The 22,337-nt window shown below is 45.1% G+C and carries 22 protein-coding genes; 18 read left to right on the forward strand and 4 right to left on the reverse strand.

Going from position 1 to position 22,337, the window contains the following annotated elements:
- From ACFFUV_RS02940 to pabB, 3 genes are all read right to left on the reverse strand, one after another.
- Window positions 1-1,164, reverse strand: coding sequence for an efflux RND transporter periplasmic adaptor subunit (locus tag ACFFUV_RS02940; RefSeq protein ID WP_390189548.1), 1,164 nt, complete (start codon window positions 1,162-1,164; stop codon window positions 1-3).
- 258 nt (window positions 1,165-1,422) lie between these two features.
- A complete protein-coding gene (locus ACFFUV_RS02945) occupies window positions 1,423-2,010 on the reverse strand; it encodes a CoA pyrophosphatase (protein WP_390189549.1) in 588 nt (195 codons plus the stop codon).
- A 191-nt stretch (window positions 2,011-2,201) separates the two neighbouring features.
- Window positions 2,202-3,578, reverse strand: coding sequence for an aminodeoxychorismate synthase component 1 (gene pabB / locus ACFFUV_RS02950; protein WP_390189550.1), 1,377 nt, complete (start codon window positions 3,576-3,578; stop codon window positions 2,202-2,204).
- Between the two features lie 180 nt (window positions 3,579-3,758).
- Between pabB and ACFFUV_RS02955 the strand changes: the two genes are divergently transcribed.
- The 17 genes from ACFFUV_RS02955 (at window position 3,759) to ACFFUV_RS03035 (ending at window position 20,983) form a co-directional block, all read left to right on the forward strand.
- On the forward strand, window positions 3,759-5,276 hold the full coding sequence (locus ACFFUV_RS02955; RefSeq protein ID WP_390189551.1) for a fumarate hydratase: 1,518 nt from the start codon (window positions 3,759-3,761) through the stop codon (window positions 5,274-5,276).
- 139 nt (window positions 5,277-5,415) lie between these two features.
- Entirely contained in the window at window positions 5,416-5,601 is a 186-nt protein-coding gene (locus tag ACFFUV_RS02960) for a hypothetical protein (RefSeq protein ID WP_390189552.1), read from the forward strand.
- A gap of 154 nt (window positions 5,602-5,755) precedes the next feature.
- On the forward strand, window positions 5,756-7,129 hold the full coding sequence (locus ACFFUV_RS02965) for a YcjX family GTP-binding protein (protein WP_390189553.1): 1,374 nt from the start codon (window positions 5,756-5,758) through the stop codon (window positions 7,127-7,129).
- Window positions 7,126-8,154 (forward strand): YcjF family protein, encoded by a 1,029-nt coding sequence (locus tag ACFFUV_RS02970; RefSeq protein WP_390189554.1) that lies wholly within the window; start codon window positions 7,126-7,128, stop codon window positions 8,152-8,154. Before ACFFUV_RS02965 ends, ACFFUV_RS02970 begins: the two co-directional genes overlap by 4 nt.
- Before the next feature lie 102 nt (window positions 8,155-8,256).
- Window positions 8,257-9,801: a transcriptional regulator TyrR gene (gene tyrR, locus ACFFUV_RS02975; protein WP_390189556.1), complete on the forward strand. Its 1,545-nt coding sequence runs from the start codon at window positions 8,257-8,259 to the stop codon at window positions 9,799-9,801.
- Complete coding sequence (rimJ, locus tag ACFFUV_RS02980) at window positions 9,801-10,382, forward strand: ribosomal protein S5-alanine N-acetyltransferase (protein ID WP_390189557.1); 582 nt, start codon at window positions 9,801-9,803, stop codon at window positions 10,380-10,382. The genes tyrR and rimJ overlap by 1 nt, the downstream gene beginning before the upstream one ends.
- Before the next feature lie 2 nt (window positions 10,383-10,384).
- A complete protein-coding gene (locus ACFFUV_RS02985) occupies window positions 10,385-10,975 on the forward strand; it encodes an HD domain-containing protein (protein WP_390189559.1) in 591 nt (196 codons plus the stop codon).
- Window positions 10,976-10,984: 9 nt separating this feature from the next.
- Window positions 10,985-11,458 carry a DUF2947 domain-containing protein gene (locus ACFFUV_RS02990; RefSeq protein ID WP_390189562.1) on the forward strand — a complete coding sequence of 158 codons (474 nt, stop codon included), beginning with the start codon at window positions 10,985-10,987 and terminating at the stop codon, window positions 11,456-11,458.
- 417 nt (window positions 11,459-11,875) lie between these two features.
- Entirely contained in the window at window positions 11,876-12,058 is a 183-nt protein-coding gene (locus tag ACFFUV_RS02995) for a hypothetical protein (RefSeq protein ID WP_390189564.1), read from the forward strand.
- Window positions 12,059-12,288: 230 nt separating this feature from the next.
- Window positions 12,289-12,885, forward strand: coding sequence for a GTP cyclohydrolase II (locus tag ACFFUV_RS03000; RefSeq protein WP_390189565.1), 597 nt, complete (start codon window positions 12,289-12,291; stop codon window positions 12,883-12,885).
- A 155-nt stretch (window positions 12,886-13,040) separates the two neighbouring features.
- Window positions 13,041-14,303 (forward strand): imelysin family protein, encoded by a 1,263-nt coding sequence (locus tag ACFFUV_RS03005; RefSeq protein ID WP_390189567.1) that lies wholly within the window; start codon window positions 13,041-13,043, stop codon window positions 14,301-14,303.
- 95 nt (window positions 14,304-14,398) lie between these two features.
- Window positions 14,399-15,790, forward strand: a complete 1,392-nt coding sequence (locus ACFFUV_RS03010) for a di-heme oxidoreductase family protein (RefSeq protein ID WP_390189569.1) — start codon at window positions 14,399-14,401, stop codon at window positions 15,788-15,790.
- 9 nt (window positions 15,791-15,799) lie between these two features.
- The gene (locus ACFFUV_RS03015; protein WP_390189571.1) at window positions 15,800-16,837 is read left to right on the forward strand and encodes an imelysin family protein; all 1,038 of its coding nucleotides are present in this window, start codon (window positions 15,800-15,802) and stop codon (window positions 16,835-16,837) included.
- A complete protein-coding gene (locus ACFFUV_RS03020) occupies window positions 16,818-17,906 on the forward strand; it encodes a DUF1513 domain-containing protein (protein ID WP_390189573.1) in 1,089 nt (362 codons plus the stop codon). The genes ACFFUV_RS03015 and ACFFUV_RS03020 overlap by 20 nt, the downstream gene beginning before the upstream one ends.
- A gap of 77 nt (window positions 17,907-17,983) precedes the next feature.
- Complete coding sequence (locus tag ACFFUV_RS03025) at window positions 17,984-19,540, forward strand: L,D-transpeptidase family protein (protein ID WP_390189575.1); 1,557 nt, start codon at window positions 17,984-17,986, stop codon at window positions 19,538-19,540.
- 183 nt (window positions 19,541-19,723) lie between these two features.
- Window positions 19,724-20,263, forward strand: coding sequence for a peptidoglycan L,D-endopeptidase MepK (gene mepK / locus ACFFUV_RS03030; RefSeq protein WP_390189577.1), 540 nt, complete (start codon window positions 19,724-19,726; stop codon window positions 20,261-20,263).
- Between the two features lie 63 nt (window positions 20,264-20,326).
- Entirely contained in the window at window positions 20,327-20,983 is a 657-nt protein-coding gene (locus ACFFUV_RS03035) for an MBL fold metallo-hydrolase (RefSeq protein ID WP_390189578.1), read from the forward strand.
- Here ACFFUV_RS03035 and ACFFUV_RS03040 read toward each other — a convergent pair.
- On the reverse strand, window positions 20,980-21,654 hold the full coding sequence (locus ACFFUV_RS03040) for a DUF2982 domain-containing protein (protein WP_390189580.1): 675 nt from the start codon (window positions 21,652-21,654) through the stop codon (window positions 20,980-20,982). The two genes, ACFFUV_RS03035 and ACFFUV_RS03040, sit on opposite strands and share 4 nt — an antisense overlap.
- Before the next feature lie 239 nt (window positions 21,655-21,893).
- On the opposite strand from ACFFUV_RS03040, the gene ACFFUV_RS03045 reads away from it, so the two are divergent.
- Entirely contained in the window at window positions 21,894-22,274 is a 381-nt protein-coding gene (locus ACFFUV_RS03045; RefSeq protein WP_390189581.1) for a MarR family transcriptional regulator, read from the forward strand.
- Window positions 22,275-22,337 lie beyond the last annotated feature (63 nt).

Consider the following 22,337-nt stretch of genomic DNA (forward strand, 5'->3'; position numbering starts at 1 on the left):
TTAGAACCTCATACCTGGGCCGCGGCGTCCTGAACCGCCACCGCCTGGCGTGGTTTCTCCAAGCACAACCTGCTCACCTTCTTTCAACCCAGAGAGTATTTCAGCTTGGATCTTGTTATTGATCCCAACTTTGACGTCACGATATTTAACTTGGCCTTGGCTGAGCACCGGAACTTGATAGCCGTTAGGCGTGGATTTGAGGATTTGCGCGGGCACCAAAAGTGCGTTTTTCGATTGATTTAAAATGATCGATACTTGCGCGGTCATGCCAATTCGAAGAACCCGATCTGGGTTTTGCACATCAAACAGCCCGTAATAGTACACGGCATCACTGTCGCTGATTTCAAGGTCGTTATCGTCGCCATCCATCAGAGTAGGACCAGGTTCAATCGCTTTGAGTGTCCCTTCATAACGTTTGTTTGGTTGACCAAGAATCGTGAAATACACTTTTTGCCCCGGCTGAACATGTATAACGTCGGCTTCTGATATTTGCGCTTTTACCGTCATGACGTCCAGATTGGCCATCTCGATGATGGTCGGGGTGGTTTGATTTGAGTTAACCGTTTGGCCTTCGGCTACTGCGGTGTAAACCACGGTACCGGAGATAGGCGCAGTAATGGTGGTGTAACCGAGATCAAGCTTGGCATTATCAACGTTGATAATAGCTTGATCAATTTCAGCATCCAGTTGTTTTAACTCCGCCTTATAAATGGCTAAGTTAGCTTCTGCCGTTTCGTAATCACTGCGTGAGCTGGCTTTGGCTGACAACATATTTTTTTGACGCTGGTATTCGTAGGTCGCTTGCTTGATTTGCGCTTGTTTTGCTTGATATTGAGCTTGCAAACTGCCAAGAGAAGCCTGTGCGTTTTTGAGGCTATTTTGCTGAGTTAGGCTGTCAATCTGCGCAACGAGGTCGCCTTGCTCAATGTCATCACCTAACCGCACGGCAAGCTCGTCAATCTGCCCAGAGACCTGCGCACCAACGCTGACTAATTTAGACGCTTGAAGCATACCATTGGCGAGAACGGTATTTTCAATATCCCCACGATGAACAGGTTCAGAAGCGTAACTGGTTTTTACCTCGGAAGGCTTAAAAAAATAATAACTGGCTCCTGCTGCCACAATCAGGCAAGCCACGGTAATCACCACAAGTTTTTTATTCATAATCTACTTTTTAATGATGTCTGTAATCTGAAGTCGAGATGTCGCCGTAACAGCGCACATCATTGATGTATTGTTTATACAACGTAGGGCGAACAAGACAAAGAGAACTGAGTGTAAATATAGGTAAAGTAACGTAAAACGGAGGAATGACTCACGGGTTAGCCTCGCGTTCGCAGAAAGTTTGACCAAAGAAAATCACTTTAGTTGCAATGACCTGCCGTTTACCGAGACGACTTGTCTACGAGCGATAGCAAATGGCTAGGCGAACTGTTTTTGCAGCGCTTGGATGATTTGCGCCGTCATGCCCCAAATAAAATGTTGGTCATGATTAAAGCCAAAAACCGTATGGTGTTGACCGCGAATACGAAAGTGATGGCTATGCAGTTGCTCTGGGTCGAGCACGACATCCGCAGGCACCTCAAACAATTGCTCGACTTCATTGTGGTCAATATGAGGCTGGTAATCTGAACGGACAAAGGCCAGAAAGGGGGTAACAGTAAAGCGGCTAATCGTCGCCAGTTCCGGCAACTGACCAAATATCGTTACCTGATGGTGACCAATACCTAACTCTTCTTGTGTTTCTCGCAGGGCAGTACTTGATAAATCGTCATCATAAGGTTCATATTTTCCGCCGGGAAAGCTGACTTGGCCGGGATGATGTTTAAGGTGTGCAGCGCGTTTGGTAAAAATGACATTTAGCCCATTATCTCGCTCAACAAACCCTATCAAAACCGCCGCTTTTCTTAATTCTTGCGGTTTGATATGAGAGACTCGAGCAATTGCATGGTGGTGATAGGCAACCGGTGGATGAAGTTGAAACTGTTGTAACAGATCACTGCGAGTCATGGTGCTCTCCAAAATGTGCTCCTTATTCGGTTATCATGCCACAAATTATCATCATGATAGAGTAACTTTCTAATAAGCATAGACAAACTGTGCCGCGCAGGGGGTGAATTCGGTAGCCAATCATGAATTCTTGAACACTGAATGGGTTACCGAAAAACCGAGGCTAATGCTCCAAGCGGAGTTCACATAAGTTATCGATATTGATCAAGAATCGGTAAGATACGGCTCAGTTTATCGAGCGTTTCCTGATACTCACTGTCACATTGGCTGTCGGCAACGACACCGCCTCCTGCCCAAGCATACAGATGATTTTGATGAGCCACTAAGGTTCGAATGGTAATACTGGTGTCCATGTGGCCGTGACGGCTAATGTAACCGATGCTGCCACAATAAGCGCTGCGCCGATGTGGCTCTAATTCTTCAATGATCGCCATCGCGCGCACTTTAGGTGCCCCTGTAATGGATCCTCCAGGAAATGCTGCACGCAGCAGATCCGCTGGGCGATAGCCCGTATCTAATTGAGCGCGGATGGTACTGACCAAGTGATGCACGGCAGGGAAGCTTTCAATATCAAACAGCTTTGGCACCTGAACGCTACTAGGTGTTGCCACACGCCCAATGTCGTTACGCAGTAAATCGACAATCATCAAATTCTCTGCCTGATCTTTGGGTGCGTTGGCCAGTTCGTCGGCGTTGGCTTTATCTGCCACAGGATCGGTGGACCGAGGACGTGTGCCTTTGATGGGTTTAGTTTCAATCGTGTCTTGATTTAACTGAATGAAACGTTCTGGAGAAACACTGATGATTGCGGTGTCCTCCAAACGAATAAACGCTGAAAAGGGAGCGAGATTGTGGGCTTCAAGTGCTTGATACGCTTGCCATTCACTGCCTTGATATTCAGCGCGAAAACGTTGAGCGAGGTTGATTTGGTAGCAATCTCCGGCATGCAGATACTGCTGTACTGAGTTAAATTTATCGGCGTAGGCGCAAGGCGACATATTCGATTGCCAATCAGAGTTGAGTTTAAACTCAGCGCAAGGCGTGGCTACTTGTTCGAATAACCAATGCGCATGTTGCTCAACGTCTTGCCCTACGATATACGCCGTACAGGCTTGATGGTCGACAATCAGCGCCCAATTATACAAGCCGATGGCCATCTCGGGGGCGTTGATATCGTGGCTTGCGATTTCGGGAATCGACTCCACTCGGCGCCCCAGATCGTACGCGAAATATCCAACAGCGCCACCGACAAACGGCAGGTCTAATTGATGAAATTCAATATCGCCGAGCAGCGCATCCTGCGTTTGTTGAAGTAGCGTGAACGGGTCCTCTGTTGACGTTGTGGTTTGACCGTCTTGGGTGAGGGTGGTTTGCTGACCAAATGTCACCAGTGTTGCGAGCGGATTGGCCACCAAAATATCAAATCGGCTGTCGATGTGAGCACTTGAAGCGGAGCGTAATAGCATTGCCCAGTTGAGGTGTTCTATGGTTGAAAACGTGGTGACAGCAAGATCGCGTTGATATTGGAGCGATTTGATTTGAATCGGTTTTTGGCTATTGTTATTCATTTGTTTAATTTGTGACAAAGAAATCGTTCGCCCATTGGCGTGTTTGGGAAAGCAAGAGTATCATAACCAGAATAAAAGCGGCTACTTCTGCCCGGCAGTGTCATTGTTGATTATTGTTAAATTTCATTATGCCTGCAGAATGTGCCGACCAATGGAAGCATAACAATAACGAGGCAAGCAATGACGGTTATTCGCAAGCAAGATGTCATCAGCAGTGTTGCTGATGCGTTGCAGTACATTTCTTACTACCATCCTTTAGATTTCGTCCAAGCCCTAGAAAAAGCGTACCATCGCGAGCAAAGCCAAGCGGCGAAAGACTCTATCGCTCAAATCCTGATCAACTCTCGAATGTCAGCGGAAGGCCATCGACCAATTTGCCAAGATACGGGTATCGTCACGTGTTTTGTCAATATCGGAATGGGGGTGCAGTGGGATGCAACGGATATGACGGTACAGCAGATGGTTGATGAAGGCGTACGTCAAGCGTACACCAATCCAGACAACCCGCTACGTGCCTCCATTTTGATGGACCCAGCAGGCAAGCGAATCAACACTAAAGACAATACGCCTGCGGTGGTTCATATCAATATGGTGCCGGGAGACAAAGTCGATATTCAAATCGCTGCCAAAGGTGGTGGTAGTGAAAACAAGAGTAAAATGGTGATGCTCAATCCATCGGATGATATCGCCGAGTGGGTGGAAAAAACCTTGCCGACCATGGGCGCTGGTTGGTGTCCGCCAGGAATGCTTGGGATTGGTATTGGCGGTACAGCCGAAAAAGCAGCGGTTTTGGCTAAAGAATCCTTGATGGAAGATATCGATATTCAAGACCTTATTGAAAAAGGCGCGAGTAACGCAGAAGAGGAACTGCGTTTGGATATCTTTAATCGCGTGAATAAATTGGGTATTGGCGCACAAGGCTTAGGTGGGTTAACCACGGTTGTCGACGTCAAAATTAAAACTGCGCCAACTCACGCAGCATCAAAACCGGTGTGTTTGATTCCCAACTGCGCTGCGACGCGCCATATTCACTTTACATTGGATGGCACAGGCCCTGCTGAGTTAACGCCACCAAAACTAGAAGATTGGCCAGACATCACTTGGGAAGCGGGGGCTAACACACGTCGTGTTAACCTTGATAGTGTGACTAAGGAAGAGGTCCAAGAGTGGAAAACGGGTGAAACCGTGCTGCTGTCAGGTAAGATTTTGACAGGACGTGATGCGGCGCATAAGCGTATTCAAAGCATGCTCGATAGTGGTGAAGGCTTACCTGAGGGTGTGGATTTAAAAGGTAAGTTTATTTACTACGTTGGCCCTGTGGATGCGGTCGGCGATGAAGTGGTTGGCCCTGCAGGTCCAACGACGTCGACTCGTATGGATAAATTTACCGATATGATGCTTGATAAGACCGGCATTTTAGGCATGATTGGCAAAGCGGAGCGCGGCCCAGCAACCGTTGAATCCATCAAAAATCACAAAGCGGTTTACTTGATGGCGGTTGGTGGCGCAGCCTATTTGGTGGCAAAAGCGATCAAAAAAGCGCGTGTTGTGGCATTTGAAGACCTAGGTATGGAAGCGATATACGAATTTGAAGTCGAAGATATGCCGGTGACAGTTGCGGTGGATGCTCGCGGTACCAATGCTCATCAAATTGGTCCGGATACTTGGAAAGTAAAAATTGCTGAAATGGATGCGTAACATATTTAAGATTGCATCAAAGTGCTGATTTTATTGCTCAAATTTTGACAAAAGTGCCGCGCAAGCGGCACTTTTTGTCTATATACTTAGGTATTAGTTTGGTTTTATATCTCATTAAATTCAGTTGCAGGAGAAGGTCATGCCTCGCTTTATTCAAATTTTGCAGATCATATTTGCGGTCGTCGTAGGGGCATTCGTTGGCTATGACTTAATTCTTCATGGGATCAGTGTCTTTGATAACAAATACGTGACCATGACTTGTATATTATGGATATTCTTAGAAATCACTTTGTTTGTGATCTATAAGTTGATAGAAGACGATTAACTCGATTATCTTAATCAAAGCCTCTGATTTTCAGAGGCTTTTTTATTCATCTTTGATTAAGGTTGTGATGGCTAAACTGCCGGTTTAGGATGAAATCAGCGATTTCATTGTCCATTGCCTTAGATTCTTAACCTGCGAGGAAATCGAATTCGACATGGTCAATCTTACCCAAGAAGTGAATGACTTTATCAACCGCACACTAGATTCGCATGTACGAATCGCGGTCACTGGCTTATCAAGAGCTGGTAAAACGGCGTTTATCAGTTCTTTGGTTAATCAACTGTTGCACACATCAACCCATGATAACTTGCCCTTATTAACTGCTGCTCGTGATAAGCGTTTAGTGGGCGCTAAGCGCGTCCCTCAACTGAACATGATGGTGCCACGATTTAGCTATGATCAAGCGATGGCTCAGCTTGAAATGCAGCCGCCAATGTGGCCTGAACCAACACGTGACGTAAGCGAAATTCGCTTGTCGATCAAGTATCGACCAAAACGCAAAACGAAGCGTTTATTGGGTGCAACGTCAACGTTGAATATTGACATTATTGACTACCCGGGCGAATGGTTATTGGACTTGCCTTTACTTGATATGGATTTCGATACTTGGTCGAACACGCAGTTTGAAGCTTTGTCTGGAACGCGTGAAACTCTTGCCAAACCATGGCTGGAAGCGCTTGCTCAATTAGACCTTAATGCGGAAGCGGATGAAAAGCAGTTGGCTTCGATTGCCCGTTTATATACGGACTACTTGCATGCCTGTAAACAAGCCGGTCTGCACTGGGTTCAACCAGGGCGCTTTGTGTTACCTGGTGAACTTGATGGTGCGCCTGTGCTGCAATTTTTTCCTTGCCAATTTCAAGGGAAAGACGCGACCAAAAATAGCCACTATGCAATGTTAAAGGCGCGATTCAAGCAGTATCAACAAAAAGTCGTAAAGGCGTTTTATAAACACCACTTTTCGACGTTTGATCGCCAAATCGTGCTGGTTGATTGCCTTACTCCACTTAACGAGGGGCACGAATCTTTTGCCGATATGCGCGGCGCTTTAGAGCAAATCATGCACAGCTTCGAGTATGGGAAAAGCAGTTTGTTACGTCGCCTGTTTGCACCGCGAATTGACAAAATTTTGTTTGCTGCGACTAAGGCAGATCATGTGACGCCTGATCAACACGGGCACTTAACCTCGCTACTTAAGCAAATGGTTCATCCAGCATGGCAAACCGCTGCCTATGAAAATATTGATATGAGTTGTATGAGCATTGCATCGATTCAGGCGACGCAGGCGGGGTTTATTAATCAGCAAGGTGAGTCTCACCCAGCGATTCAAGGGGTGAGTGAACAAGGTGAATCAATAACGCTGTTTCCTGGCGATGTCCCAGAAAAACTGCCTGCGGCAGACTATTGGCAGAATAATGGATTTGAATATACGTCTTTTCGTCCTATGCCCGTAGAAGCGGATCATCCACTGCGCCATATCCGTTTAGATAAGGCGCTGGAGTATTTGATAGGAGATAAATTGCGATGAGTGATTTAAAGAAAAAACGCGTTTATCAGCAAGAGCTACAAAGCCAGTCTGAACCCGAAGTTGAATTAACGGCCCAGCAGCGATTTGAATCTGAAACGAGCTTTGTACCTGTCGATATTCAAGATCCGTCCTTAGACCAGGATGGCGTTCAAATTGAACAAGTCATACGCCCGAGTAAAAATAAAAATCGCATCGGCACGGTATTACTGACTGCGTTTACCGGGTTACTCGGTTGGCAGGCTGTAGCCTCGGTCTACCAAGCATGGCAGCAACAAGATTGGCTTTCTTTGGGTTGGACAGGGTTAATCACCGCAGTGGCTTCTCTTGGTGTTGGTGCGTTGGGTAAAGAGCTTTGGAAACTGCACACCTTACGCCATCATTTTGATATCCAGCAACAAAGCGAAGAGCTATTGCAGAGTGATGGCATCGGAAAAGGGAAAAGCTTTTGCCAGCAGTTAGCAAAAGAGGGCGGTGTGCTGCCTGAATCTCCCGCTTATGATCGCTGGATAAACACAATTAGCGCCACGCATAGTGATGGTGAAGTGGTGGATATGTATGATGCGATGGTTGTCAGTGAACAAGACAAACGCGCCCGTGACATTGTCACTAAGCATGCGACCGAATCTGCGTTACTGGTTGCCGTAAGCCCGTTAGCCTTGGCAGACATGCTATTGGTTGCTTGGCGTAACTTGGCGATGATCAACCAGTTAGCCAAAGAGTATGGCATCGAACTGGGTTATTGGTCGCGGTTAAAGCTGTTTAAAAACGTGTTAGCTAATATGGCGTTTGCCGGCGTGAGTGAAGCAGCGGTGGATGCGGGAATGGATTTGATGTCGATGGATCTCGCCGGGAAAGTATCGGCACGAGCAGGGCAAGGTGTCGGGGTCGGCATTTTAACCGCTCGGTTAGGGTTAAAAGCCATGGGGCTGCTTCGCCCAATTCCTTGGAAACCGGAAAGGGCAGTGAAGCTCAGCGCGATTCGTAAACAAATCGTGTCGAAAATAACATCAGTTACCGTGAAATAGTGACTTTAACAACACAGCTTCGCTTACTCTCGCTTGACGCTTACTGGCGCTTGATAGAAACTACTGTCAACTTTTCCTGACACCTAACCTAGGAACCTATTTGTGCGTCTAGAAGTGATTTGTGAAGACCGGCTAGGCTTGACTCGCGAGCTGCTGGATATTCTAGCGTCGAAAAATATCGACTTACGAGGGATTGAAATTGATGTGGTTGGCATCATTTACCTCAACTGCCCTGATATTGACTTTGATACCTTTAGTGCGCTCATGGCAGAAATTCGACGAATTGATGGCGTAAAGGATGTCCGTCGTATTCCTTTTATGCCGATGGAGCGTCATAACACCGAGTTGATTTCGCTACTCAATAATCTTCCCGACCCTGTATTGGCGATTGACCTCAAAGGGCTGGTGGATATGGCAAACCATGCCGCCCTGAGTTTATTGAGTCTCGAGGAAAGCGAAGTTCTTGGCCAACAAATTAGTAGCCTAATCCCGATGTTCAATTTCGCGAAATGGGTTGAAGGGCCGATAACCCGCCAGAGAGAAAACATCGTCATCAACGGTTTGGATTATGTTGCTGAGTGTATGCCTGTGTACATCTCGAGTGAAAGTGCCGAATCCATTCTCGCCAGCACCGTGATGATCATTCGCGCCGCAGAACAAAAAAATATCTTTGATGATGCTTTACCTCTGCATAATGCGCTTGGATTCGAACATTTTGTTGGCGTATCAAATCGTCATAAACTTCTGATTAGCCAAGCTAAAAAGCTATCCTTCCTTGATCAGCCATTATTGATACAAGGTGAAACTGGCACTGGCAAAGAAATGATGGCCCGCGCCTGCCATAATCGTTCGGTACGCGGCTCGCATCCTTTTTTGGTGTTGAGTTGCGCCTCAATGCCAGACGATGTCGCAGAGACAGAATTGTTCGGACACGCACCTGGTGCGTTTAACAATCAACAGGGTAAAAAAGGCATCTTTGAACAAGCGGATGGTGGTACGGTATTTCTCGATGAAATCGGTGAAATGAGTCCTCATTTGCAGATCAAATTGCTGCGCTTTTTACAAGATGGGACTTTTCGCCGAGTTGGGGAAGAGCACGAAATCCATGTTGATGTGCGAGTGATTGCCTCCACACGGCATAACCTCGCTGAGCTCGCGGAAACCAAGTCATTTAGAGAGGATCTATTTTATCGTCTCAATGTGTTGACTTTGAGCATTCCTCCACTGCGTGAGCGCCTGAACGATATTGGTCCATTGCTTGAGCTGTTTATCGGTAAGTATATGAAACAGCTAGGAATTCAAAAACCAGTATTGGATGATAACTTGCTTGACCAATTGAGCAGTTACAGTTGGCCTGGCAATATGCGCCAATTAGATAACATGGTATTGCGTGCGTTGACGGAATTAGAAGGGAATGTGTTGAGTGCTGATCTGTTCCACCTGCCTCAAGTGGATAGTGGTAGCGGAATTGGAGCGAACCTCAATCTTGAAGGTCCATTGGATGAGATAATGAAGGAATATGAATCTCAAGTACTTGAGCGCTTATATCAATCTTTTCCTTCGAGCCGAAAATTGGCCAAGAGACTGAATGTTTCTCATACCTCGATAGCCAATAAATTGCGTGAATATGGAATAAGAAAAAAATAATGCAAAGATTAAGTACACCTACTCAAGTCTACGAACACAATGAACAGATCATTGTACGCACAGCAGAGGTTACTGATGCGGCTATGATTGTTGATTATTTCAATGAAAATCGAGATTTTTTAAAACCGTGGGAACCGAAAAGAGAACCCGCTTTTTATCGTGTGGATGGTTGGACGCAGCGTTTAATTAAGCTGAGTGAACTGCATAAAATGGGCTTAGGGTATTATTTAATTATTCAGGAAAAGCAAACTCGAAAAATGCTCGGAACCATCTCTTTTAGTAACCTAAGTCGCTTTCCATTTTATGCATGTAATGTGGGTTATTCACTAGGTGAAAAAGCCCAAGGCCGAGGAATTATGACACAGGCGTTGTCGATGGCTGTTAACTATATGTTCAAAGTGCAAAATATGCATCGCTTAATGGCAGCCTATATGCCAAAGAATGCGAAAAGTGCGGCAGTGCTCGAACGCAATGGTTTTCAAAAAGAGGGAATCGCCAAAAACTATTTGTTGATCGATGATCAATGGGAAGATCATATATTAACTTCGTTGACGAACCCTGAATGGATTAAAGAAAAGTAATAATGGAGCGCTTGAGCAAGCAGATACAACTGGTTTTAGAGCTCGATAAATTAAAGTCGATTTTGCGTCGTACGCGAGTAAAAGAGGCACAAGGCCGTGCGGAAAATAGTGCCGAACATAGTTGGCATGTTGCCGTAATGGCCTTATTGCTTGAAGAGCACGCTAATGAGCCAGTAGAGATTAGCCGTGTAGTCAAAATGCTCTTGATTCACGATGTAGTAGAAATCGATGCTGGCGATACGTTTTTATATGACACGGTGGCGACCGAGCAGCAATCTGAGAAAGAGTCTCTTGCTGCCGAGCGATTGTTTGGCTTATTGCCCGATGATCAAGCTCGTGAATTGAAAGCGTTGTGGTTTGAATTTGAACAGGCACAAAGCGCTGATGCACAATTTGCCAAAGCGTTGGATCGATTGATCCCGATGTTACTGAATTTCAATAATCAAGGGCAGAGTTGGCAAGAGCATGGTATTTCTCGTCATCAAGTAATGACGATGAATAACAAGATTGAATTGGGCTCTGAAGCCCTATGGCAATATGCGAAGAAGATGATTGACCAAGCGGTAGAAAACGGCTGGTTAAGAGCAAATTAAGGAGACTGAATGTCTTATTTACCTTTGGAACAATACCAAAGAAAATGGATTTTTACTCACCCGTCAATGCCAGTTCCTGAGCAAGACTGGGTATTGATAAAGCCGATGGATCAAGCACGTAGTGCGCAGCTCTGGAAAGAACAAATTAGTGCACAAAGCCCTGATTCAGAAAGACTAAGTTCATCAGACTGGCCAGCCAAAGAGCGTAATTGGCCACTCAGTGTCGACTGGATGAGTGAGTGGGAATCCGATGAGCCAAGCTTACCTCAAGCAGTGATGGATGCGATTCAATGGCAAGACGATGTGACTGTTTATTTCTGTTATGAGAAATATAATGTGATTGAGACAAAATGGTCGATATTTAAAAAATATTGGAAGAATTTCCTCTTCTATGATGACGGTCCAATATTGATCGGACGACGCCGGAAAGAAGCATTATGGTTTGATTCTCACGGTCAGGTAAAAATTGGTTTTCGCGAATAATTAAAATAAAGGCAGCTAAGGCTGCTTTTTTATTTTCTAAAGATCCACCTAAAGCAACATACTATTCCATTTGATCCTTTTAATAGTGTTAAACTGAGTGCCTATGTTGACAATCAGTAAATTTTTAGAAGGGGTTGTGAATACTCTCTCGGCAGGTCGTGAGTTTATCCTGAGTATATTTTAATCGGATATAGACGGGAGATTGAACGTTGATGAATTAAGATCACACCCGTTGTTGATGTTAGGATTAACAAACACGGCGACAGACTTTATATGTTGATTAAGTAGGCAAAGAGCAGTAAATATTTAATGTGATAAACATTCCATAAAATATTATTTGTCAAACATCAAAAATGTAATCTAGTATTATTTGTAATAAATAATATTAATTACTCATTGTAACGGTTGACTTAGGGTATGTCAGTGGAATCGATAGTGACACAGCTAAAAAAAGACTTTTATGCGCAAATAAGTTCATTGCAAGCCTACACGTTGCCGCATTCACAACCAACGTTATCGGTGCTCACGGAAGAAGAAATCCGTGAACTTGAACACATTTGGGTGGAATTGTGTATGTGGAAGAAAAAGCAGTCGCATTGAAACGAAAAATTTTTTGCTGCTTGAGTCACTAAGTTTCACACCAGTAGTTACTGGGAAAACCTCGATATCTCAAACGTATCGGGGTTTTTTTATTGCCTAAAGAATAAATTGTTATATTATAACAATGTGATCGAGATATTGATTTTCGGAGTATTGATCCCCATAGTTACAGGGCGTTCAGTTAGATAACAAGAACAACAATTACCTATAGATTTCAAGTGAGTGTAAATATGGCGGAAGTAAGAGCCAGAGTTGACTTTAAAGTCGGAGCGAAAAGCAACATTGAGGCGGAAATTCTCTCATTTAATGGCCTTAAAACCGACAAAGAACATGTAGCCATCATTTTTAAACATGCAGATTCGACGATAGACGTGCCATTAGTGCGCATGCATTCAGAATGCTTAACAGGGGATGTGTTTCATTCATCTCGCTGTGACTGTGGTGAGCAGTTAGAGGAAACCATCGAGCGTATGGGCGAACTTGGCGGAATCATTCTTTATTTGCGTCAAGAAGGTCGTGGCATCGGGCTATACAATAAAATTGATGCGTATGAGCTGCAAAGCCAAGGAATGGATACCTATCAAGCCAATAATCACCTCGGTTTTGGTGATGACTTAAGAGAGTTCACTGAAGCGGCGCAAATGCTACAAGCTTTGAACGTCAAAAAAATTCGCTTAGTGACCAATAACCCTAAGAAAGTGAAAGATTTGCAAGAGAACGGTATTGAGATTGTTGATGTCGTCAATACGGCTGCTCATCTCAAAGATGGTAATGAAAACTATCTAAAAGCAAAAATTTCTCACGGAAAACACACCTTAAAGCTATAAATTAACAGTATTGTTGATAGAAGCCTCATTTTATGGGGCTTTTTGCTTTCCTTTGTTGAAAAAGAGTAGCGAATTTGTATTATTCGCCTAAACTCAAATGATAATAATTTTCACTATCATACTAATAAACTCAGTTTCAACAAGGAAGACCTTTCATGAAGACTCAATCCCTTCTTGCTCAAGTTGTGGCTGCTTCTCTGCCACTGATGGCTGGCAGCGCAGTGGCTGCGAATGTTACGCCTCAACAAGTTGTCACGCATTATGCTGATGTCGCTCATGCCGTTTACGCAGATGCATTGACCACAGCAAAAACATTAGACAGCAAGATCCAATCTTTCATTGCTTCTCCATCACAAGCCAAACTGACTGAAGTCAAGCAAGCGTGGATAGCCGCTCGCGTACCTTATCAACAATCGGAAGTGTTTCGCTTCGGTAACGGAGTTGTCGACGATTGGGAAGGGCAATTAAATGCATGGCCGCTGGACGAAGGCTTGATTGACTACGTTGCTGATGACTATCAGTACGAGTTAGGTAATGAGGGTGCCAAAGCCAATATTGTGGCCAAGACCCAGCTAACGATCGGGGCGTCAACAGTCGATGTTGAGAATATTACTCCCCAACTTATCGCTGATTTGAACGAACTTGGCGGTTCTGAAGCAAACGTTGCGTCAGGTTACCATGCCATTGAGTTTTTGTTATGGGGACAAGATTTAAACGGGGTGAACCCTGGCGCAGGCGAACGCCCTTATACGGATTATGCTCAAGGTGAAAATTGTACCAATGGGCATTGTGATCGCCGCGCGGCCTACCTACAAGCAACTGCCGATCTTTTGGTGCAAGATCTTGAGTGGATGGAAAAGCAGTGGTCTCCGCAAGTCACAGGGAATTACCGTCAAGAGCTATTGGCCGATTCAGCGCAAAATGGCCTGCGAAAAATGTTGTTTGGTATGGGATCATTGTCTCTGGGGGAGTTAGCGGGTGAACGCATGAAGGTTGCTCTAGAGGCGAACTCGACAGAAGACGAGCATGATTGTTTCTCTGATAACACCCATAATTCCCACTACTATAACGAACAAGGGATCTATAACGTATTTACGGGGCTGTACAAGCGCACAGACGGCAGTTTAATTTCTGGTCCAAGTCTCTATGACCTGGCCGCTCAAAAAGACGCTCAAGCGGCCGAGAACGTTCAGAAACAATTTGATATCACTCGAGCTCAGGTGCATAAGCTTGTTGAGTCGGCTGAGGAGAATAACCAGCATTTTGACCAATTAATCGCGGCAAATAATCCCCAAGGCAATGCATTGGTGAATGACACGATTATGTCGCTCGTCGCTCAAACGGGCAGTATTGAAAAAGTGGCGAATTTAGTTGGGATTACCAGCTTGAACCCAGATTCCGCGGATCACGAATTCTAAGTGAACGGCGATTGAAACCAATGAAAAGAAGGGCTCATTGAGCCCTTTTTGTCCTTTACTGAAGTCGCAATTCGCGATGTTGTGAGTAAATAGTCATGCGAGCGTTTGTCGTGTCCATTATGTTGGGCACCTCTTTTTTTTCTAGTGTTGATGCATCGGCATATCAAGTCAAATCGGGCGGCGATACGACGGTTGCTCAAACCGGTGGGAATGCCTTTTCGCTTCCCGCGAATAACCTGCCAATGATGAAGCAGCTTGATTTTAGCGTTGGTAATAGTTTTTTTCGAAACCCTTGGGTCAAAGCACCTTCAACAACCGATGCTCGAGATGGCTTAGGGCCATTATTCAATACCAACGGTTGTCAAAACTGCCATATTAAAGACGGGCGCGGTCATCCTCCGGAGACATCAGATAACAACGCTGTCTCTATGTTAGTTCGGCTGAGTGTACCCGCAATGAGTGCTCAGCAACAACGTGATTTAATTCGCTATGGCGTCATCCCTGAGCCAACCTACGGCGATCAATTGCAGGATTTTGCGCTTGCTGATCGCAAGCCTGAAGGGCAGATAGCCATCACGTATCAATATGAGCATCGACGCTTTGCTGATGGAAGTGTCATTGAATTACGAAAGCCTGAAGTGTCAATAAAAGCGTTGGGATATGGTCCAATGGCGGATAATGTTCAACTTTCTGCGCGGATTGCCCCTCCCATGATAGGTCTTGGTTTATTAGAGAGTATTCCTAATCAAACACTCCTTAAATGGCAGGACCCTGATGACATTGATGGCGATGGAATATCAGGTCGTGTTAACCGTGTTTGGGATATTGAAAAGCAAGCGACGGTCATTGGACGCTTTGGTTGGAAAGCGGGACAACCGAGTCTCATGCAGCAGAATGCGGCGGCGTTTAATGGCGATATCGGTTTAACCAGCCGTCTTTTCCCATCAGAGAATTGCATGCCAGTTCAGACGGTTTGCCAGCAAATGCCGAATGGGGGAGTACCTGAAGTCAGTGACAAAATCCTCAAATTTGTTGAGTTTTATAGCCAGCACTTAGGGGTACCAGCTCGACGGAATTCTAACCAACCTCTGGTTCAGCAGGGGCAAAAGCTATTTTCGACAGCCGGATGTGATGGCTGCCATAAGCCATCAGTTCAAACCGGCATTCGCGATGATTTACCCAGTTTGTCGCAACAGACAATCAGTCCTTACAGTGATTTATTACTTCATGATATGGGAGATGGACTTGCCGATCATCGAAGTGAGTTTTTAGCCTCAGGACGAGAGTGGCGTACGCCACCATTATGGGGATTAGGTTACACCAATGAAGTCAATGGCCACAGCTACTTTCTTCATGATGGTCGAGCGCGTAATCTAATGGAAGCGATTGTTTGGCATGGAGGAGAAGCTCGTGAGGCACAACAAGCGGTACTCCATTTTAATGCTCAACAGCGTGAAGCTCTTATCGCGTTTTTAAATTCTTTATAGGGAAGCACTATGTCAAGGTTGAAATTTACCGTGAGTTTATTGGTGATGGGTGTGTTGGGATGTCAGTCTTCACCACAGCAATCGCCATTTGAAATGCAAACAACATCGCATTTAAGCCAAGCGGTCTATGAAGTGGAATTTGAATTTGCCCGTTCACTTTATCAACAAGCTGAACAGTTAAATCAGCAGTTTGAACTCTATTGTCAGTCACCGAGTGAGCAAGGAGCCCAACACCTCAAAACGCAATGGCAAATGACGATGGCAAGTTGGATGGCGCTTCAAGGACAGGAGCGTGGGCCTTTAAACGCATTAGAGCAAAGCTGGAATATTCAATTTTGGCCAGATAAAAAGAACACCACTGGCCTTAAAATGTCAGCGTTACTCAAGCAGTCAACGGTGCCAACTGTTAATCAACTTGCCACTCAAAGTGTGACGGTGCAAGGATTGGGGGCACTTGAATGGCTGCTTTATGAGCCGCAAGTGCAACTTCATAGTGATCCGCAAGCTTGCCAACTCGGTGAGGCAGTTGCTCAGAATTTACTAAATAAAGCGCAGATCATAGCCAGTGCTTGGCAGAAAAACCCCTGGATAACGCTGGATAAAGCGTCTTGGTATGCGGAATATATCGCACTGCTCTCTAACCAACTCGAATTCAGTATGAGTAAATTGACTCGGCCACTTGGCAATATTGGTCATCCAAGACCTTACTTTGCCGAATCTTGGCGCTCAAAAAGTTCGATGTTGAACTTAAAAGCAAATTTGCAGGCTATTGAGCAACTTTATTTAGCGCAACGTGGTGGTTTGGATAGTTTACTTCGGGAGAGAGGACGTAGTGACCTTGCTGATAGAGTAAAAAACCAACTCCGCGCGACGATAGAAACTTGGCCAACGCAGGAGAGTCTGTTTGATCTATTAGCCACTAAGCAGGGTTATCAGCAAGTTCTCGCTCAATACAATAAACTGGAGCAGCTGAAGTATCTTATTCATCAAGAAGTGGCTGTCGAACTGGAAGTGGTTATAGGATTTAATGCAACTGATGGTGACTGATAAAACTCGACGTAATTTGCTCAAAGCCGCCTTATTAGGAATGGCGGCGCCAGTGCTTCCGTTTGGGTGTGCCTCGAACAGAGCGCTGCGCGAACCTGGGTTGATTGGTTGTTCAATCCACGGGCGAGATGATTTTCAAGTAACAATCGCTGATGAATTTGGCCAGCCAATTTATCGTTTACCTCTGCCGGCTCGAGGCCATGGTGTTGCGATCGCTCCTCAATTAGGACATGCCGCCGCGTTTGCTCGCCGCCCTGGAGAATTCTTGATGGTGTTTGACTACACCAAAGGCACTTTAGTACAGACCATTAAAGCCTCTAACCGCCGTCATTTTTATGGCCACGGCGTGTATTCCAATGATGGGCATTGGTTGTATGCGACCGAAGGAGAAAGAGCAACAAGTCGCGGCATTATTGGTGTTTATGATGCACGAAACCAGTATCAGAAAGTCGATGAATTGACTGGGTTTGGGATTGGTCCCCATGAAGTGATTATCATGCAAGATGGGACATTGGTGGTTGGCGTTGGCGGTGTACATACAGATGGACGTACACCATTAAATTTATCAACCATGGAGCCAAGTCTAACTTATCTTAGTCCAGAGGGAGAGTTACTTGACCAAGTTGGTTTAGCAGATCATCATCTGAGCATCCGTCATTTAGCGCATGATGGCAATAAAACAGTGTTATGTGGTCAGCAATACCGAGGAAAACCAGAGGCTTATCCTTCATTACTTGCCATGCACCAGCGTGGGCAACCTATGATTCCACTTCACGCCGAGCCTGAGCAATGGGCTCGCTTTAACCATTACATTGCCAGTATTGCTGCTACCAATGATTGGATTTTAGCGACATCTCCTCGCGGTAATTGCTACGGGATTTGGTCGAAACACAGTGGTGAGTTAGTTGAGCTTTTGCCGCTACCCGATGCGTCTGGTGTAGTGACAAACGGACGAGAGTTTCGAGTCAGTTCCGGTTCTGGCAAGGTGATCTTCCAGTCACAACCGGGCGGCAAGCGGCAAATTAACTCAAATATACCTTGGGATAATCATTGGTCTGCAATTCATTGAATAGTCTTAAAAACAAGTTTTACTCTATCCATAAATGTTTGCCATACTTTACAGAGTTCGGATTATTGGAGTGAGTAATGCGTAGCGTTAAGTGTTTGTTGTTGTTCGTACTTTGCTTGCCAGTCAAGACATGGGCAACTCCCTATTTTGAACAGCTCGGGTGGACGGCCCCAGACTCTAAAATCAACGAGCTGATTCAATACCCGTACCTTCTAGAAAATATCTATCAGCGCAATGATGAACAGTTGATTTGGTTCGATTTACAGCAGAGCAGTAAACTCGAATTTCAGTTGGAAATCCTCGATCGTGCTGGATTTAGCGCTTTGTTTTCTAATCAGCTACGTTACTTGCGTTATTATCGCAGTAACAATCGTTGGTATGAATATGATCTCTTGGCGACGGATGCGCTGTTGTCCTATTTAAGCTACGCTGAAAATGCGCCAAAGCTCGGGCAAGATTGGTATTTCGATAAAAAGCTTACCGATAAGCTTCCGTTGCCAACCGCAAAAACCATCGAGTTTGTTCAAACCGCCATCGAGCAACAACATCTTGCCGCGTTAATTGAAATGTATACACCAGATTCGCAAGAGTATGACCAACTGGTGAATACCTATCTGCACCTTGTGAAATACGCAAATAGCCAACTCCCTCGTTATCGACAAAAAGGTTCGAGACGAGTGGGGGACCGTTTGGAACAGCGTCAGCGATTGATTGAACGTCTTGCGATGCTTGATATTGATATCAGCCGAGTTCGTCAGGGGATCGGTTGGTATGATTCATCGTTGACACCTGCCGTGATGCAATTTCAACGTATGCATGGGCTGACGCCAGATGGCGTTATTGGTCCAGCAACGCTTAAATGGCTGAACATGAGTGCTGAACAGCGTTTGGATATGTTGGCGATTAACGCGGAACGTGTCAGGATGTGGCCATCGCAGCGTGATGCTCTCATTCTGGTTAACGTTCCAAGCTACGACTTAAAATATTGGTATTTAGGTAAAGAACAATTTGAATCCAAAGTCGTGGTTGGGCGAGCAACCCGGCAAACACCAGTCATGTCGATTAAACTCGACTCATTGATCCTTAACCCTACGTGGAATGTGCCGTGGACGATTATGGTTAAGGATATTCTTCCTAAGGTGAAGCAAGACGTCAATTATCTGACCAATCATAATATTGAAATTATTCCGTCTTGGGGAGCTAAAGAAACCATCGACCCAAATACCATTGATTGGAGCGCAATGACGCCGAAAACGTTCCCATACAAATTACGTCAACGCTCTGGTTATGGTAACGCACTGGGCTTGTATAAGTTCAATACACCGAATAGACGTGCAATATACCTCCACGACACGCCTAGTAAATATTTGTTTAATCGTCAAAGCCGGGCTTACAGTTCGGGTTGTATTCGGGTTGAAAATGCCGATCAGTTTGCTTCGCTATTACTTCAGAACCAAGGCATGAATGCGTCGAGTAGTGTGGTGGATCATAAGGGCGCATCCAATCAATCGATTCCTCTTAAGCAGCGGATTCCGGTTCATATTATTTATCAAACGGCATGGTACGAGGCAGGGCTTGTCCACTACCGGGATGATATTTACCGCTTTGATAGAACGAAATACGGCAAAGGTTAAATTTTTACAAACTTTTTGATTAAGAGAAATTCAAATTAATCCCCAAGCGAATCAAACATTAAGCTTGGGGATTATTTTTTTTATCGCCAGTTAGCATGAAATATGCATTTGTACTTCATAACTAAGTTAGGCAGTGTCTTTTTTGACGCTTTGATTCAATTATTGTTATGAAGGTAAGATATTGTGAAGTTATCTCGTAGGAACTTTCTCAAGTTTGCTGGTGCAGGAGCGATTTTATCTACTTGTCCATCCCTTGCTATCGCCTCTCCAGCGACAAAACCTAGAACTTTAGCATTAAACAATCTCCATACTGGAGAAAGCTTAGAAACTTGCTATTTTGATGGGCAAAAATACGTGCGTGATGAATTACATAAACTGAATCATTTGTGCCGTGATTTTAGAAGAAATGAAGTTTTTTCAATGGATAAGCGCCTTTTCGACCACATCGCACGGATTCAAAAAGTTCTGGGAACGGATGCGGAAGTACAAATTATCTCCGGGTACCGTTCTCCAGCGACCAATGAGCAATTGCGCAATCGATCTTCAGGTGTGGCCAAGAAAAGCTATCATATGACGGGGCAAGCGATTGACTTTCGTTTACATGGTGTCAGTTTAAGGCGCGTGCGCGATGCTGCTCGAAGTCTTAAAGCCGGTGGTGTCGGGTATTATCCGAAAAGTAACTTTGTACACATAGATACAGGCCCTGTGCGTTATTGGAGCTAATGTTGTCAAACCGCGATGACAATGTCATAGTTTTACGATGATGAACTTAACAAGGTTTGAAACATGTCTTTGCAATATCAAGTTGTTCCGGTGACGTCTTTTTCTCAAAACTGCTCTATCGTCTGGTGTGACGAAACGATGCAGGGCATTGTGATTGATCCGGGTGGTGACGTGAAGCAGTTAGCGGCATTGATCAGTGAACTGGGTGTCAACGTCGATAAACTGGTGTTAACTCATGGTCATCTTGATCATGTTGGAGGCACTGAGCCTTTGGCGCAACAACTCGGTGATATTGATATTATTGGCCCGCATAAAGATGACAGTTTCTGGTTAGAAGGGCTGGAAGGACAAAGCCAGATGTTTGGCTTTCCTCTGACTACGGCATTTGAGCCGACACAATGGCTTGAGGAAGGGGACAAAATTGAATTTGGTCATCAAGTGCTTGATGTTTTTCATACGCCGGGTCACACGCCTGGACACGTTATCTTGTACAGTGAATCGGCGAAACTTGCTTTTGTGGGGGATGTCTTATTTAACGGTAGCATAGGACGCACTGACTTCCCTCAAGGTGACTTCAATACCTTGATTGCGTCAATTAAGAACAAGCTTTGGCCTCTTGGCAATGATGTACGGTTTGTTCCAGGACATGGGCCAGAATCCACATTTGGTCGTGAGCGAGCCAGTAATCCGTTTGTTGCCGACGAAATGCCACTTTACTAACCATTCCTCTCTTGGTCTGCTGCTGCGAGGTATCGGCGCAGCAGGCCAACGAACTCGTCTATGGGTCTATCTAAATCACTGGCTGAAATAAACACATCGTAGCCGTAGTTATTTCGCTGGTAGCCCATTCTATTGGCAAGCATAGCCAATAATCCCTTATATTGACGGCCGTTATCAGCGATGAACACTTCGGTATCGAGAACTCGGTCCTCAAAAAATTTATGTTGGTTGTGCTGTCGTAAGCCAAGAAACAGTAGCGAACGTTGATCGAGCAGAATTTGTGATGCGATACGCGGACAAATGCTATCAAGATAGGGCGAATAGCGTTTAAGTTTGATGCCTATCCAAGGCAAGGGGTGATGCCAGCCTTGGTGTTGATACTGGCACACACCTATGTCGATGATATCGCTCCATTTCACTACCCATCCACCGTGGAATAGATGCTGCTGAAAATGAGTGGCAGTCAAGGTGTACTTCACGGTTGCTTTAAGTAACAGTAGATAGGTGCAGCCACAACCTAGAGCAATCGCGCCAGCGATCAGTAGCGCAAGTTTAAAACCGGGCGCAAACATTATCAAAGAGAGGAATCCGGTCGCAATAAGGACAAGTATCCACTTTTTAATTGGACTGTCTAATTGGAATGGTTGGTTAACGATGTGGATGGTTTGCATGCGAGTAAACCTATTTTGTCAGCGTAGGGTGATAACTAGGAGACCACTCAGTTATATGTTGAATATTTATAGGCTCGATCACAGTATCGACTGAATAAATTATAATCGTTGCTGGGTGTTGAGCGTATTTTTGCCTCACTATTCTTTAATTACCCTACAAAAGGGCGCATTTTTTTGGTATAAAACGCGCTTCAAATTTTCAACACTGTACCAATGACAGTGAGATGGAGAAATACTCGATGAGACTTGCTCATAAGCGTAACGTGCAGCTGAAGCTGAAAAAACAAGTTAAAGCGACAGTCGCCAACCTTGTAGCATCCAACAAGGCTCCTAAGCCGGTTGTTGAAAAGAAAGTAGCCCCTAAAGCTCCCGCGGCTGAAAAAGTAGCAGCGCCTAAAGCGGCTGCAAATCCAGAACTGACACCGAAACAGCAACAAGTTTTGGATATCGTGGTTGCGAATCCTGAAGGTATCAACCCGAAAGGTATCGGCTTAGCTGCAGGCCAAGAAGACGGCAAAGCGGCTGCATGGGCAACAGGTGCACTGAAAAAACTGCTTGAAGACAATCTTGTCGTTAAAGAGCAAATCGCGGGTAACAAGGTTATTTATAAAGCGAAATAATCACAGCGATCAAGCCCTTCGAGAAAAAGCCTTAGCGAACAACGTTAAGGCTTTTTCTTTGCC

The organism is Vibrio olivae, from assembly GCF_042428525.1.
Classification (GTDB): domain Bacteria; phylum Pseudomonadota; class Gammaproteobacteria; order Enterobacterales; family Vibrionaceae; genus Vibrio; species Vibrio olivae.

Bases quoted from the DNA above. Each gene is read 5' to 3' on its own strand.
- rimJ (WP_390189557.1), top strand. From the start codon at position 9,801: ATGCAAAGATTAAGTACACCTACTCAAGTCTACGAACACAATGAACAG.
- ACFFUV_RS02990 (WP_390189562.1), top strand. From the start codon at position 10,985: ATGTCTTATTTACCTTTGGAACAATACCAAAGAAAATGGATTTTTACT.
- ACFFUV_RS02940 (WP_390189548.1), bottom strand. From the start codon at position 1,164: ATGAATAAAAAACTTGTGGTGATTACCGTGGCTTGCCTGATTGTGGCA.
- ACFFUV_RS03025 (WP_390189575.1), top strand. From the start codon at position 17,984: ATGCGTAGCGTTAAGTGTTTGTTGTTGTTCGTACTTTGCTTGCCAGTC.
- ACFFUV_RS02960 (WP_390189552.1), top strand. From the start codon at position 5,416: ATGCCTCGCTTTATTCAAATTTTGCAGATCATATTTGCGGTCGTCGTA.
- ACFFUV_RS03010 (WP_390189569.1), top strand. From the start codon at position 14,399: ATGCGAGCGTTTGTCGTGTCCATTATGTTGGGCACCTCTTTTTTTTCT.
- ACFFUV_RS03020 (WP_390189573.1), top strand. From the start codon at position 16,818: ATGCAACTGATGGTGACTGATAAAACTCGACGTAATTTGCTCAAAGCC.
- ACFFUV_RS02945 (WP_390189549.1), bottom strand. From the start codon at position 2,010: ATGACTCGCAGTGATCTGTTACAACAGTTTCAACTTCATCCACCGGTT.
- ACFFUV_RS03005 (WP_390189567.1), top strand. From the start codon at position 13,041: ATGAAGACTCAATCCCTTCTTGCTCAAGTTGTGGCTGCTTCTCTGCCA.
- ACFFUV_RS02955 (WP_390189551.1), top strand. From the start codon at position 3,759: ATGACGGTTATTCGCAAGCAAGATGTCATCAGCAGTGTTGCTGATGCG.
- ACFFUV_RS03000 (WP_390189565.1), top strand. From the start codon at position 12,289: ATGGCGGAAGTAAGAGCCAGAGTTGACTTTAAAGTCGGAGCGAAAAGC.
- ACFFUV_RS03040 (WP_390189580.1), bottom strand. From the start codon at position 21,654: ATGCAAACCATCCACATCGTTAACCAACCATTCCAATTAGACAGTCCA.
- pabB (WP_390189550.1), bottom strand. From the start codon at position 3,578: ATGAATAACAATAGCCAAAAACCGATTCAAATCAAATCGCTCCAATAT.
- ACFFUV_RS02970 (WP_390189554.1), top strand. From the start codon at position 7,126: ATGAGTGATTTAAAGAAAAAACGCGTTTATCAGCAAGAGCTACAAAGC.
- ACFFUV_RS03015 (WP_390189571.1), top strand. From the start codon at position 15,800: ATGTCAAGGTTGAAATTTACCGTGAGTTTATTGGTGATGGGTGTGTTG.
- ACFFUV_RS03045 (WP_390189581.1), top strand. From the start codon at position 21,894: ATGAGACTTGCTCATAAGCGTAACGTGCAGCTGAAGCTGAAAAAACAA.
- ACFFUV_RS02995 (WP_390189564.1), top strand. From the start codon at position 11,876: ATGTCAGTGGAATCGATAGTGACACAGCTAAAAAAAGACTTTTATGCG.
- ACFFUV_RS02965 (WP_390189553.1), top strand. From the start codon at position 5,756: ATGGTCAATCTTACCCAAGAAGTGAATGACTTTATCAACCGCACACTA.
- ACFFUV_RS02985 (WP_390189559.1), top strand. From the start codon at position 10,385: ATGGAGCGCTTGAGCAAGCAGATACAACTGGTTTTAGAGCTCGATAAA.
- ACFFUV_RS03035 (WP_390189578.1), top strand. From the start codon at position 20,327: ATGTCTTTGCAATATCAAGTTGTTCCGGTGACGTCTTTTTCTCAAAAC.